This is a genomic window from Ruegeria sp. HKCCA5491 (assembly GCF_013034565.1).
Taxonomy (GTDB): Bacteria; Pseudomonadota; Alphaproteobacteria; order Rhodobacterales; family Rhodobacteraceae; genus Ruegeria.
On sequence record NZ_WQGG01000007.1, the window covers coordinates 1 to 12,493 of the forward strand.

General features: G+C 55.6%; 10 protein-coding genes and 1 tRNA gene. 6 read left to right on the plus strand and 5 right to left on the minus strand.

The genetic code is table 11. The features are described from left to right. Window positions 1-1,532: type ISP restriction/modification enzyme (locus GOV88_RS10470; RefSeq protein ID WP_305848808.1), on the plus strand; the 1,532-nt coding region annotated here is incomplete at its 5' end. A gap of 85 nt (window positions 1,533-1,617) precedes the next feature. On the opposite strand, the gene GOV88_RS10475 is transcribed toward GOV88_RS10470, so the two are convergent. After that, window positions 1,618-1,693: transfer RNA gene (locus tag GOV88_RS10475), tRNA-Thr, on the minus strand. 290 nt (window positions 1,694-1,983) lie between these two features. On the opposite strand from GOV88_RS10475, the gene GOV88_RS10480 reads away from it, so the two are divergent. From GOV88_RS10480 to arsB, 4 genes are read left to right on the plus strand one after another with little or no spacing between them, the layout of a single operon-like run. Continuing rightward, a complete protein-coding gene (locus GOV88_RS10480; protein ID WP_171240387.1) occupies window positions 1,984-2,817 on the plus strand; it encodes a helix-turn-helix domain-containing protein in 834 nt (277 codons plus the stop codon). Then, window positions 2,814-3,812, plus strand: coding sequence for an ArsJ-associated glyceraldehyde-3-phosphate dehydrogenase (locus tag GOV88_RS10485; RefSeq protein ID WP_171240388.1), 999 nt, complete (start codon window positions 2,814-2,816; stop codon window positions 3,810-3,812). Before GOV88_RS10480 ends, GOV88_RS10485 begins: the two co-directional genes overlap by 4 nt. Further along, on the plus strand, window positions 3,809-5,074 hold the full coding sequence (gene arsJ / locus GOV88_RS10490) for an organoarsenical effux MFS transporter ArsJ (RefSeq protein WP_171240389.1): 1,266 nt from the start codon (window positions 3,809-3,811) through the stop codon (window positions 5,072-5,074). The genes GOV88_RS10485 and arsJ overlap by 4 nt, the downstream gene beginning before the upstream one ends. Before the next feature lie 41 nt (window positions 5,075-5,115). Continuing rightward, window positions 5,116-6,102, plus strand: a complete 987-nt coding sequence (arsB, locus tag GOV88_RS10495) for an ACR3 family arsenite efflux transporter (RefSeq protein WP_254449223.1) — start codon at window positions 5,116-5,118, stop codon at window positions 6,100-6,102. Window positions 6,103-6,108: 6 nt separating this feature from the next. On the opposite strand, the gene glf is transcribed toward arsB, so the two are convergent. From glf to GOV88_RS10510, 3 genes are read right to left on the minus strand one after another with little or no spacing between them, the layout of a single operon-like run. Further along, on the minus strand, window positions 6,109-7,266 hold the full coding sequence (glf, locus tag GOV88_RS10500) for a UDP-galactopyranose mutase (RefSeq protein ID WP_217358917.1): 1,158 nt from the start codon (window positions 7,264-7,266) through the stop codon (window positions 6,109-6,111). Further along, on the minus strand, window positions 7,263-8,156 hold the full coding sequence (locus tag GOV88_RS10505) for a hypothetical protein (protein ID WP_171240391.1): 894 nt from the start codon (window positions 8,154-8,156) through the stop codon (window positions 7,263-7,265). The genes glf and GOV88_RS10505 overlap by 4 nt, the downstream gene beginning before the upstream one ends. Continuing rightward, on the minus strand, window positions 8,153-8,953 hold the full coding sequence (locus tag GOV88_RS10510) for a glycosyltransferase family 25 protein (protein ID WP_171240392.1): 801 nt from the start codon (window positions 8,951-8,953) through the stop codon (window positions 8,153-8,155). Before GOV88_RS10510 ends, GOV88_RS10505 begins: the two co-directional genes overlap by 4 nt. A gap of 542 nt (window positions 8,954-9,495) precedes the next feature. On the opposite strand from GOV88_RS10510, the gene GOV88_RS10515 reads away from it, so the two are divergent. After that, window positions 9,496-11,280, plus strand: coding sequence for an ABC transporter ATP-binding protein (locus GOV88_RS10515; RefSeq protein WP_171240393.1), 1,785 nt, complete (start codon window positions 9,496-9,498; stop codon window positions 11,278-11,280). A gap of 149 nt (window positions 11,281-11,429) precedes the next feature. Here the strand turns inward: GOV88_RS10515 and GOV88_RS10520 are convergent, their stop codons facing one another. Beyond that, window positions 11,430-12,464, minus strand: coding sequence for an NADP-dependent oxidoreductase (locus GOV88_RS10520; RefSeq protein WP_171240394.1), 1,035 nt, complete (start codon window positions 12,462-12,464; stop codon window positions 11,430-11,432). Window positions 12,465-12,493: the final 29 nt, after the last annotated feature.

Below are 12,493 nucleotides of genomic sequence, written 5' to 3' on the forward strand. Positions count from 1 at the left end.
CAGATCCTCTCTTAGCTCAGGCGGCCATCTGTCCCAAAATCCCTGATAACGGACACCTCGTCGATCTGGGCGGCGACGTACGTGCCAACCCCAAGTTGTCGGGGACCACACACAATGTCTTCGGTATTCAGACCGGTGTTGTCATCGGCTTCTTTGTCAAAGGCGGCAAAGGTAAGGGAATCCACTACGTCAGGCGACCCGAAGACGAGGTGGCGAGGGACAAGCTCGACTGGCTAGCACGGAACGAGCCCACTGAACTACCTTGGGTCCAGATAAGCCCCTCAAAGCGCGGTAACTGGCTCGACCATGTGGAGAACGAGTGGGGCGAACTGCTGCCTGTTGCCAGCAAGAAAACCAAAGCGGCAAAGGTAAAGGGACAGGAAAGAGCGATTTTCAAGCTGTTCAGTCTCGGCGTTTCCTCGAACCGAGATGAATGGGCTTATGATATGTCATGGAACGCCATCCGGGAAAAAAGCGCCTATTTCGCAAAAGTTTATAACACAAGCGTAACTGACAAAAGTTATCCGAGCCCAGATGAGATTACGCAAGGTCAACGACTACCAATTAAGTGGAGCAGCGAATTAAGGAGATACGCTGAAAGACAGCACTTGATCGACTACGGCGAGTTTTCGCTTAGGGAGGCGCTGTACAGGCCGTTTGTTCGTATTCCTACACGATTCGCACCTCTCTTCACCCATAGGCCATACCAACAGGATCAAATCTTCCCGTTCTCCGCACGCGACGATAACAATTACATTTGCTTCACTGACCCGAGTGCACAAAAACCCTGGATGGCATTAGCCGGATCACACCTTCCCGATTTGCATTTGGTGGGTCCTGCTGCAGGCACCGTCGTGCTGCCAATGCTACGATACCCGTCTGCGGACGAGGGCATCGACAATATTACCGATTGGGCTTTGAACAAATTCACCAAGCGTTACGGTAAGCGGGCCGGTGTCACTAAGGATACAATCTTCACCTATGCTTACGCCTGCCTGCACGACCCTGTTTGGAGGGAGACCTACGCCATCAATCTGCGACGTGAGTTCCCTCGTATCCCATTCCAAGAGGACTTCGCCTCATGGGCTAAGTGGGGTCGGCAGCTGATGGACCTACATATCGACTATGAGAAAGTTGAACCGTGGCCAATTAACCGCACCGACACGCCTGACGAGAAGTCTCGCAAAGCCGGTGTCGCGCTGCCCTTGAAGCTGAAAGCACACCCCGAGGAAGGCAGGATCGAGATCGATAGCGAGACCACCCTCTCTGGGTTCCCGCCCCGTGCTTGGGAGTATCGTCTGGGCAATCGTTCTGGACTCGACTGGGTGCTCGACCAGCACAAAGAGAAGAAGGTGCGGGACGCCACCGTCGAGGCTTGGCTGCAGGACAACCCAGACTACCGATACCGTTTCGCCGACCACAAAGAACGTGTCATCGATCTATTGGCATACGTAGCTCGAGTTAGTGTTGAGACTCTAGATACCTTGGAAGCAATGCGCGCTGCATCTGTCGTAAAGTCTTCTCAAAACTAGCTCCGAGCTATCTCAAAAGCGGGACACTTGGGGTTGAACTGACGCGAAGATAGTGCAACTTAAGTATTTGATTAATCGAGAGAACTGGTGCCGCTGAAGGGACTCGAACCCCCGACCCCATCATTACGAATGACGTGCTCTACCAGCTGAGCTACAGCGGCTTTCCGGACCCTACTATGGCCCTACTTGTTCTACTCCTTTGCCGCGAACTCTTTGGTTTCGCAAGCCATTCTCGCGGGGACCCGCTAACTACGAAGGACCTGCTCTACCAGCTGAGCTATTGAGGCAAACGCAGGACCGTTTAAACGGTCCCAAAGTGGCGTGCAAGTCTTGATCTGCCGGATTTCCTCCACCGAACAGGTGCTGCGCTTTCCAGCTTCAATTGTGAATTATTTGTAACAGCGTGGATCACGCGTTGCCGACTCATTCATAATTCAATATTTCATGAAATATGATAGATCAGATAACCGACCAACTTGCCATTCTTGGCCACCCGCAGCGCATCTCCGTGTTTCGCATGTTGATGCGACGATTTCCTGACACCGTCCCGGCAGGTGAGTTGGCAACGGAACTGGGGATCAAGGCCAGCACCTTGTCGAACTACCTGAACGCACTTCAGCGGTCGGGTCTGGTGATGCAGGAACGGGCGGGAACCTCTCTGCTCTATTCGATTGAAATGAAGAATGTGCAGCACATGCTGGAATTCCTGCTGAACGACTGCTGCCGTGGACGACCTGATATCTGTATGCCTTCAACACAAGGAGCCAGGAAAATGACGGATCGGAAATTCAACGTACTTTTTCTGTGTGTGGGAAATTCCGCCCGCTCGATCTTTGCTGAATCCCTTCTGCGGACGTTGGGCGGGGATCGGTTCAACGTCTATTCCGCGGGCACGCAACCTACGTCGAAACTCAACCCCTTTGCCGTTCAGGTGCTGAGCGATAAGGGGCACGATACATCAGGCCTGCGCTCGAAACATATGTCCGAGTTCGCCACAGACGATGCGCCCGAGATGGATTTCGTCTTTACGGTCTGCAATCAGGCCGCCAACGAAGAATGCCCCGCTTGGGAAGGTCAGCCCATCAGTGGCCACTGGGGTATGGTCGACCCGGTCAAGACAACCGGCACAGAGGCCGAGCAAAGCCTCGCCTTCCAAAACGCATATGGTGCGCTGAAACGGCGGATCGAAGCGTTCACCTCGTTGCCGGTCGAAAGCCTGGATCGGATCGCATTGCAAACTGCCGTCGACGATATCGGCAGAACCCACGTCGAGGACACGAAATGACCACTTACGCGGTAAACGGCCTCGGCCGGATGGGAAAACTGGCCCTGAAACCCCTGCTGGAGAAGGGTGCCAAGATCGCCTGGATCAACGACGGGGTCGGTAACCCCGAGATGCACGCGCATCTGCTGGAGTTCGACACGGTGCATGGCCGTTGGGATGCCGAATTTACCTACGACGCGGACAGCGTTACGATCAATGGCACCCGCCTGCCGTTCATTGGCACCAAAGACCTGTCCGACCTGCCGCTGGACGGTGTGGATGTGGTGATCGATTGCACCGGCGTGTTCAAAACGCAGGCCAAGCTGGCCCCTTATTTCGAGGCGGGGGTGAAGAAGGTTGTTGTCTCGGCCCCGGTCAAGGATGGGCCTACCGCCAATATCGTGATGGGCGTGAATGAGGGCACCTATAACCCTGCTATGCATCACATCGTGACGGCTGCGTCCTGCACCACGAACTGTCTGGCCCCGGTCGTTAAGGTCATCCACGAAAATCTGGGTATCCGCCATGGCTCGATGACCACGATCCACGATGTGACCAACACCCAAACCATCGTGGACCGCCCCGCCAAAGACCTGCGGCGTGCGCGGTCGGCGCTGAATTCGCTGATCCCGACCACCACCGGGTCCGCCACGGCGATCACGCTGATCTATCCCGAACTGAAGGGCCGATTGAACGGCCACGCGGTGCGGGTGCCGCTGCTAAATGCCTCGCTTACCGACTGCGTGTTCGAGGTTGAACGCGAAACTACCACTGAAGAAGTTAACACCTTCTTCAAAGCTGCCGCCGAGGGCGAACTAAGGGGCATTCTGGGCTATGAGACCCGGCCGCTGGTCTCAACCGATTACACCAATGACGAGCGGTCTTCGATTGTCGACGCGCCTTCGACCATGGTGGTGAACGGAACGCAGGTGAAAATCTATGCGTGGTATGACAACGAGATGGGCTATGCGCATCGTCTGGTTGATGTGGCGCTGATGGTCGGGGCCGCGCTGTGACCGACCGGCCCGAAGGACTGTCGGCCTATATTGCGGTCACGGCAGCTTATTGGGCTTTCATGCTGACCGACGGAGCTCTGCGGATGCTGGTGCTATTGCACTTTCATACGATGGGGTTCTCGCCGGTGCAGCTGGCGTATTTGTTCGTCCTTTACGAAATCGCCGGGATAGTCACGAACCTGGCGGCCGGTTGGATCGCGGCGCGGTTCGGCCTGACCTCAACGCTGTATGCAGGGCTTGCGCTACAGGTCGGGGCGCTGCTGGTGTTAGCGCACCTAGACCCTAACTGGGCAATTCCGGTCAAAGTCGTCTTTGTGATGATCGTTCAGGGCGCCAGCGGGGTAGCCAAGGATCTGGCCAAGATGTCATCCAAATCCGCCGTGAAACTGCTGGCCCCAACAACGGGCGGAGGACTGTTTCGCTGGGTCGCCATTCTGACCGGATCGAAAAACGCGGTCAAGGGTTTGGGCTTTCTGCTGGGGGCCGGTCTGCTGGCAACGGTGGGCTTCATGTGGGCGACGCTGGTGATGGCCATTGTGCTGGCACTCATTCTGGTTGCGGTCTTTGTGTTGATGCCACCCGGCCTGCCGCAAGGACGCAAGGGCGCCAAGTTTTCCGAGGTCTTTTCCAAATCCGCAAATGTAAACTGGCTGTCTGCAGCGCGTGTCTTTCTGTTCGGCGCGCGGGATGTGTGGTTCGTGGTTGGTATTCCGATTTATTTCTACGCGGTCCTGTCCGACGGGACCGAAGAAGGAAACCGCGCGGCCTTTTTCATGATCGGCACCTTCATGGCCGTCTGGGTTATCCTATACGGAGCAGTTCAGGCCAGCGCGCCCAAAATTCTGCACGCGTCCGAGCGGACCGAGGGCGACCTGATCCGGGCAGCCCGCAATTGGGCTTCGGCCCTGTTCTGTGTCCCGGCTGCATTGACGGTGGCTGTCCTGATGTCGTCGGGGCCTGAGGCATGGCTGACCGTGACACTGGTTCTTGGCTTACTGGTGTTCGGGGCGATATTTGCGGTCAATTCCTCGCTGCATTCCTACCTGATCCTTGCCTTCACCAAGTCCGAACGGGTCACGATGGATGTCGGGTTTTATTACATGGCAAACGCGACGGGCCGTTTGCTGGGCACTGTCCTGTCCGGCCTGACCTATCAGATCGGCGGCCTTCCACTGGTGCTGGGAACTGCTGCTATTATGGTAGCCTTGGCGGCGCTGACCTCAAGCAAGCTCACCGATCAAACGAATGAGGCGTACTCTTGAGCATTTTCGAACGCTACCTGACTGTTTGGGTCGCCCTGGCCATGATCGCAGGCGTGCTGATCGGGCTGGCAGCCCCCGGTCTGGTGGCATTTATCGCATCGGCTGAGTTCGCCAGCGTCAATCTTGTGGTGGCCGTTCTGATCTGGGCCATGGTCTATCCGATGATGGTCAGCGTCGATTTCGGCGCTGTCGCTGGGGTCGCCCGTCAGCCCAAGGGCCTTATCGTCACGCTGGTGGTCAACTGGCTGGTCAAGCCGTTCACAATGGCTTTGCTGGCAGTCTTGTTCTTTGACCACGTATTCGCGCCGTGGATCAAACCAGAAGACGCCGCGCAATACACCGCTGGTCTGATCCTGCTGGGCGCGGCCCCTTGTACGGCGATGGTGTTTGTCTGGTCTCAGCTTACCAAAGGGGATGCGACCTATACACTTGTGCAGGTCTCAGTGAACGACCTGATTATGGTCGTGGCCTTTGCCCCGATCGTCGCGTTCCTGTTGGGGGTTACCGACATCTCGGTCCCGTGGCAGACCTTGGTTCTGGCAACGGTTCTCTACGTGGTGCTGCCCCTGATTGTCGGTCTGCTCACACGGCGCAAACTGGGCTCGCAAGAGGCCATTGACGCGTTCTCAGCTCGGGTAAAACCGTGGTCCGTGCTGGGTCTGATCACCACAGTGGTCATCCTGTTCGGCCTGCAGGGGCAAACCATTCTGGTCAAGCCGCTGGTGATTGTGCTGATCGCCGTGCCCATTCTGATCCAAAGCTACGGCATATTTGCGCTAGCCTATGGTGCGGCCTATGCGTTGAAGGTGCCCCATCGCATCGCTGCCCCCTGCGCCATGATCGGCACATCCAACTTCTTTGAACTGGCCGTCGCCGTCGCCATCAGCCTGTTCGGGCTGAACTCGGGCGCGGCCTTGGCAACCGTTGTGGGTGTTCTGGTTGAGGTACCGGTAATGCTGTCACTCGTGGCTTTTGCAAACCGCACGCGCAACCGGTTTCCGGATCCGGCGGTCCCGCACAAGGCATGACCCCGCCTAGAGCACCGAAACAAAAAACGGTTTGAGGTCGTCACCTCGTTCCAGCGACGCAAGAACAGCCGCAGCCGTATCCAAAGACTCGCGGATCGTGACGTCCATATCCAGATAGCGATAAGTTCCCAACCGGCCAACAAAGGTCACGTTCGCGGTCTTGTTAGCTAGCTCGACATATTCGCCAAGCAGCGCTTTTTCCTTCACCTGCCGGATCGGGTAATAAGGAATGTCGCCCGGCTGGGCCGCGCGCGAATACTCGCGATAACAGACCGACCCGTCATGTGTTTCCCAAGGGGCAAAGTGCTTGTGTTCGGTGATCCGCGTATAAGGGACGTCTTCTTCGCCGTAATTCATGACGGCACAGCCTTGATAATCCCCGTCATAGGTAAAGCGTTCAAAATCCAGCGTGCGATACCCGAGACGCCCAAGCTCATAATCGAAGTAGCCGTCCAGCGGCCCCGAATAGAAGACGTGGCCAAACCCCTCGGCCATGTTGCGGTCGAAGGTCGTGTTCAGTTTGACCGTGATCGAGGGGTGATCAAGGATATCCGCGATCATGTCGGTATAGCCGTTTTCTGGCATCCCCTGAAACTGATGGAAAAAGTAATTGTCGTCGTAGTTGAACCGCACCGGCAGGCGTTTAAGGATCGACGCAGGCAATTCGGACGGGTGACACCCCCACTGTTTGATCGTGTATCCTTTGAAGAACGCCTCATAGAGGTCGCGCCCGACGAACCGCATGGCCTGTTCCTCAAAGCTCTGCGGATCAGTGATTGAACTGTCGGCCTGTTCTTCGGTGATAAAGCTATGGGCTTCGTCCGGGCGCATCGTCTTGCCAAAGAACTGGTTGATTGTGTGCAGGTTGACCGGCAGCGAAAAGACCTGCCCCCGAGAGGTTGTCTTTACCCGGTTCTTGTAGGGCAGGAAATTTGCATACCGATTGACATAGGCCCAAACCTCTTCGTCATCGGTGTGAAAGATATGGGGGCCATAGACATGAACCATGACGCCGGTATCCGCGTCGCGCTGGGTATGACAGTTGCCGCCGATATGGTCGCGGCTGTCGACAACTGTTACTTCGTGCCCTGCTTGGGCCAGTGCTCGGCCTATCACGGCACCGGACAGTCCAGCGCCAACCATCAGGAAACGACTTGCTTTCATTTCAAAGCCTTCGTCTTCAAGTTTATCGTCGTCATATCAAGCGGCTTGATCAACTGCCGCCGTGCGATCTTGAGGACACCAGACCGCGCCTCGCCCGAATTGCGAAAACTCGACAGTTTTGACAACCACGCCCGGCACATGAGCCATCCCAGTTGAAGCCGACCTGAAACAGGCTGTCCGCCTTTCAGTATCCCGGCAAAAATAATAGGTACCGTACGGCGGGACAGATCGAACATTTCTTTTAGTACGGCCTCTTCTTCTTCCGAACTGAGATTGCCAGTCTCGGCCATGGCAGCTTTCAGATTCTTGCCGACCGGACGGGTATGATGCATTGCGATTTCATCCAGAATCGCGGTTCGGAAGGCCCCGGCTTCGGCCCAGCGGCACCAGATGTAATCCAGCCCGTAGCCGCTCATGGTGTTTTCGAACAGCGGCAACGCCTTTTTCAGAATGTCCCGATGCATACATGGGGCCATGATCTCAATGTAATTGGTGTACCGCAGAACAAAGCCGGGGCACTGGCTAAACACAAAATGGGAAAAATAGCTGTCCGGGGTGAGAGATGGCTGTGCAATACGCAGTCCAAAGCCACCCATGGCATCGAACAGCGCGTTCACCATTGACGCGCTTATGTCCAGATCATCGTCCGGCAGCCAGTAATAGTCGTATTGGTCCAGATTACGGTTCGAAAGCGTCTTGTACAGCCCGTCCCATTTACCGCCTTTGACCAAAACCGCTTCGACGCCGGGTTCGGGCGTAAATTCCGCATATGCTTCGTCCGAAAAGTAGCTGATCAATAGATCGTAGTTTCGGTCCTCATAGGGGATGTCCAGCCACCGGTGGTGAAGTGAGTTGCTGCCCGCACGGACAACCACAAGGCTATTCTTCATACGTGGGACCGGACCTGCTGTTCGGGGCGAAGCAAAGGACCCAGCCCGTCAATCATGTCCGGGTTCAGCGGGTGGCTCAACCGGCCATGCGTAAACTTGGCCTGATAGACAATGTTGCGGACAAATCTTTCGACCGCCGAACCCGGCTTGGTCTTGCGACGGGCAGTTTCGATATTGCTGTCATGCGAATCTCGCTCGGCAATCATCTGCTTGCCCAAGGTCAGTATGGGGACCTTATGTTCCCAATAGAATTTCAGGTCGATATCGACAGGTCGCGCGATCGGAGCATCAACCTGCAGCAATCTGGCAGCCGCGCGCCGCCCAAGGATATAACCTGTAGTTCTGGGCGGCAGGATGTCAGACAGAACTAAGTTCTGATCGGCAAATTCCTTGATGATCTGCGCGTTCTTGCCCGGAACACCGTCCAGTTTGATCATGACGTCCTCAAAGCACTCGGGACATTCGGCAAGTGCGTTCAAAAAGGATCGTGGGTCACGGATGAAAGTGGCATCGTCTTCCAGAACAAGGCCCACACAATCTCTGGATTCAGCGATGTGCTGCCAGATCTGGCGGTGCCCAAGCGTGCAGGCCACTTCATTTCGACTAAGGGGGCGCTTGAACTTAGCGCGGTTCATTTCTTCATCATAAATGAGTTTCAGGTCTGACCGGCCCAGCTGTTCGCCCGCGATCGCATCCGAAAACTCATGACTCAATCCAAAGCGGGCCAGTTCTGCTTCGCAGAAACGTCGCCGCTCTACATCTTTTGGCAGGCTAAGGATAACGGCAGTGATCGACACGACTTTAATACCATCTTAATATTCCGCGTTCCTAATACTAACATTTAAGCAGTAGAAAAGCGAAAGAACGAGCGTTTTTTTCGAAAGCTACGCTAAAAACCCACAGCGGCAAAAAACCGCGCAACTACAAGTACCTATCCAAAAGGCCAGAAAATCAAATTTACGCCCGCAAACCTTGCGACCTGGCATGGATACAGGCAAGCGACGAAAAACAAAGAGAAAAAGTGCTGTTCGCGGCAAAAACACACGCACGAGGCTTCAGAAATTTTTCTGCTTTTCAAATACTTAAAAATCGCAACGAATCACTCGAAACACCCCATCATTCAAACGCCCTTGCCCGGCTTTATCGGATGCTGACAACAAAAACGTCTTCTCTTTTCATCAATGACTCTTGCCGACAGCTTTCCTGACACCTATCTGGTTGGGGCTATCGCCAAACAGTCAGAACAAACCGTTGGGTCAATTCATTTCATCTGCCCTTTAGAGAAGAACGGTTATAGGTTATCTGAGCGAGCGCACAGTTTCACGATCTGGAGAACGCAATGATTAAGCGCGCCTGGGACAAATGGCGGTCAGGCTATATGGGCCGCCTCATCAGCGAGAGCTTCTTTGCGCAAGGTGGACTATACGCCGTCGCGATTGTTGCGATGATTGCCGTGGCGGTGACGACCGCCGGATCCGCCTACATGATGGAATACATCGTCGATGCGATGACCAGCCCCGAGATGCGCGGCTGGGCTCATTTGATCGCGCTGGGCGTCATTGGCCTGTTTTTGGTGAAAGCCATCGCTTCTTACATTCAGGCGGTCTATCTGGCCCGCGCCGGGAACCGGATCGTGGCCGTTCAGCAGGAAAAGGTCTATCGCAAACTGCTCAGGCATGGCGTTTCTTTTTTTTCCGAAAATGAATCTTCCAACCTGTTGATGCGAACGACCAACGGGGCGCAGGCGGCGCGAAAGCTGATCGACGTCCTTGTCACCGGCTTTGTCCGCGACACCCTGACACTGGTCGGGCTTGTTATCGTAATGGTGTATCAGCAGCCGGTTTTGTCGGTGATGTTCTTTATCGTCGGCCCCATAGCGTTGATGGGCGTCCGCTACCTGTTGAAAAGCGTCCGGTCGATCATGCAGGCCGAGTTCAAGTCCCTGGCCGAGATCATCCGCGTTCTACAGGAGACATCCGCCGGAATCAAAGTGATCAAGGTGTTTTCGCTTGAGGACAAGATGATCAACCGGATGGATACCGCCATCCACAAGGTTGAGCAGCGTTCCAACGACATTGCGCGGCTTCAATCCATCGCCAGCCCGTTGATGGAGTTTCTTGCTGGTTTGGCCGTCGCGGGCGTCCTGATCGTCAGCACAATCGGACTTGCCGGAACCGAGCAGCCAACCGCCGGTCAGCTCATGTCGTTTATCACCGCTCTGCTTATGGCCTATGAGCCCGCAAAACGGCTGTCCAAAATGCGCGTCCAGATCGAAACTGCAATGGTCGGTGTCGGCTTGTTGTTTAGCCTGTTGGATCAGGAAGACACGATGCAGGAAAGCCCGGATGCCAAAGACCTTCTTGACGGTCCGGGTGAGATCGCATTGCGCAACGTGACCTTTGGGTATCTGGGGTCGATGCCGGTGATCGAAGACTTGAGCCTGACGTTCGAGGCACGCAAGACCACAGCGCTGGTGGGTCAGTCGGGCGGCGGCAAGTCAACGCTGTTTGGCCTGATTATGCGCTTCTATGACCCTGACGAAGGCAGTGTGGAAATCGACGGGCAGGACTTGCGAAATGTCAGCTTCTCATCATTGCGACGCAAGATTTCCTACGTTGGTCAGGACACCTTCCTGTTTTCCACCTCGATCATGGAGAACCTTCGCTGCTCGGCGCCGGATGCAACAGATGAAGAGGTCATCGCGGCAGCGAAAGCCGCCCATGCGCATGACTTTGTCAGCGAGTTGCCCAAAGGCTACGATACTCCTGTTGGCGAAAACGGCACCTTCCTGTCAGGTGGCCAGAAGCAAAGGGTCGCGATCGCTCGTGCGATCCTGCGCAAAGCCGAGATTCTGTTGCTGGACGAGGCGACAAGCGCGCTGGATGCAAAATCCGAGTCGTTGGTCAAAGAAGCACTGGATGCCTTGACCAAGGACGTCACGGTGATCGTGATCGCACACCGCCTGTCGACGATTCTGGAGGCCGACAAGATCATGGTTGTTCAGGACGGCGCTGTCGTCGAACAAGGCAACCTTGATGAGCTACTGCACAAAAACGGCAGTTTCCGCAGCTTGTTTGATGAGCAATTCAAGAAACGGGAACCAGAAGCCGAAGTAGCGGAATAAACCCGTTTGGCGCTGTGGATGCGATGGACCGTCCGCTAAGGTAAGCCGCGCGACCGGTCTGGCCGCATCCCAATCAGATCCCAGTCAAAGGTCGAATTCTACCGGGGCCACCTGTTGGCCCCGGAATTTCGCGATGCCGCCGGACAAGGTCACGCGGCGACGTTGATCACCATCTTTCCGAAATTACCCCCCTGCAGCAATTGGTTCAGAGCTTGTGGCGCGTTTTCGAGACCGTCGACCATGTGTTCCTTGTACTTGATCGACCCGTCTTCAATCCAACCCGTCATGTCGCGGGTGAATTCCTGATAAACCGACGGTGGGAAACTATCGAAGATGATGAAGCCCTGCATTTTGACCTTTAGCCGCAGCAGGGTTCCCATGATCGCGGGGCCCATATCCGGGCCTTCGGGCAGGCCGGTCAGGTTGTACCAGGCAACGATGCCGCACACCGGAATGCGCGCAAACGGGTTCAGCAGGGGCAACACGGCGTACAGGACTTTGCCGGCCACGTTCTCAAAATACACGTCGATGCCGTCTGGACACGCCGCGACGAGCTGGGCTGCAAAATCATCAGCGTTATGATCAATGCAGGCGTCAAAACCAAGGTTTTCGACCACATGAGCGCATTTTTCAGCCCCGCCAGCAACGCCGACAACCCGACACCCCTTAAGCTTGGCGATCTGCCCAACCGTTGCACCCACTGGCCCCGCAGCAGCGGCAACAACAACGGTTTCACCCGGTTTCGGCTCACCGATTTTCAGAAGACCTGCGTAGGCCGTGTATCCGGGCATACCCAGAATGCCCAAGGCCCAGGACGGGTTCTGCGGCGTCTTGCCCAGATTGATGACCTGGGTTCCGTCAGAAATCGCGTAATCCTGCCAACCGCTGCCGGACAGAACGTAATCCCCCGCTTCATACCCCGCCAGGTTGGATACAACCACCTGACCCACAACCTGCGCTGTCATGACGCCACCAATGGCAACCGGTTCCGCGTAAGATTTGGCATCGTTCATCCGACCGCGCATGTAGGGGTCAAGCGACAGATAAACCGTGCGGATTAGCATTTCGTTTTCGCCGGGCGTTGGCACGTCCGTGGTTTCCATCCGCAGCGTGTTTTCGTCCGGCAAACCTACGGGACGTTCGTTCAGAACGATCCGGCGATTGGTATCTGCTGATTGTGACATTTTATCTCCCTTTGATCTCGGTTATTAGG

Coding starts and splice junctions, on each gene's coding strand:
- GOV88_RS10515 (WP_171240393.1), top strand. CDS start 9,496: ATGATTAAGCGCGCCTGGGACAAATGGCGGTCAGGCTATATGGGCCGC.
- GOV88_RS10520 (WP_171240394.1), bottom strand. CDS start 12,464: ATGTCACAATCAGCAGATACCAATCGCCGGATCGTTCTGAACGAACGT.
- GOV88_RS10505 (WP_171240391.1), bottom strand. CDS start 8,156: ATGAAGAATAGCCTTGTGGTTGTCCGTGCGGGCAGCAACTCACTTCAC.
- glf (WP_217358917.1), bottom strand. CDS start 7,266: ATGAAAGCAAGTCGTTTCCTGATGGTTGGCGCTGGACTGTCCGGTGCC.
- GOV88_RS10485 (WP_171240388.1), top strand. CDS start 2,814: ATGACCACTTACGCGGTAAACGGCCTCGGCCGGATGGGAAAACTGGCC.
- GOV88_RS10480 (WP_171240387.1), top strand. CDS start 1,984: ATGATAGATCAGATAACCGACCAACTTGCCATTCTTGGCCACCCGCAG.
- arsB (WP_254449223.1), top strand. CDS start 5,116: ATGATCGCAGGCGTGCTGATCGGGCTGGCAGCCCCCGGTCTGGTGGCA.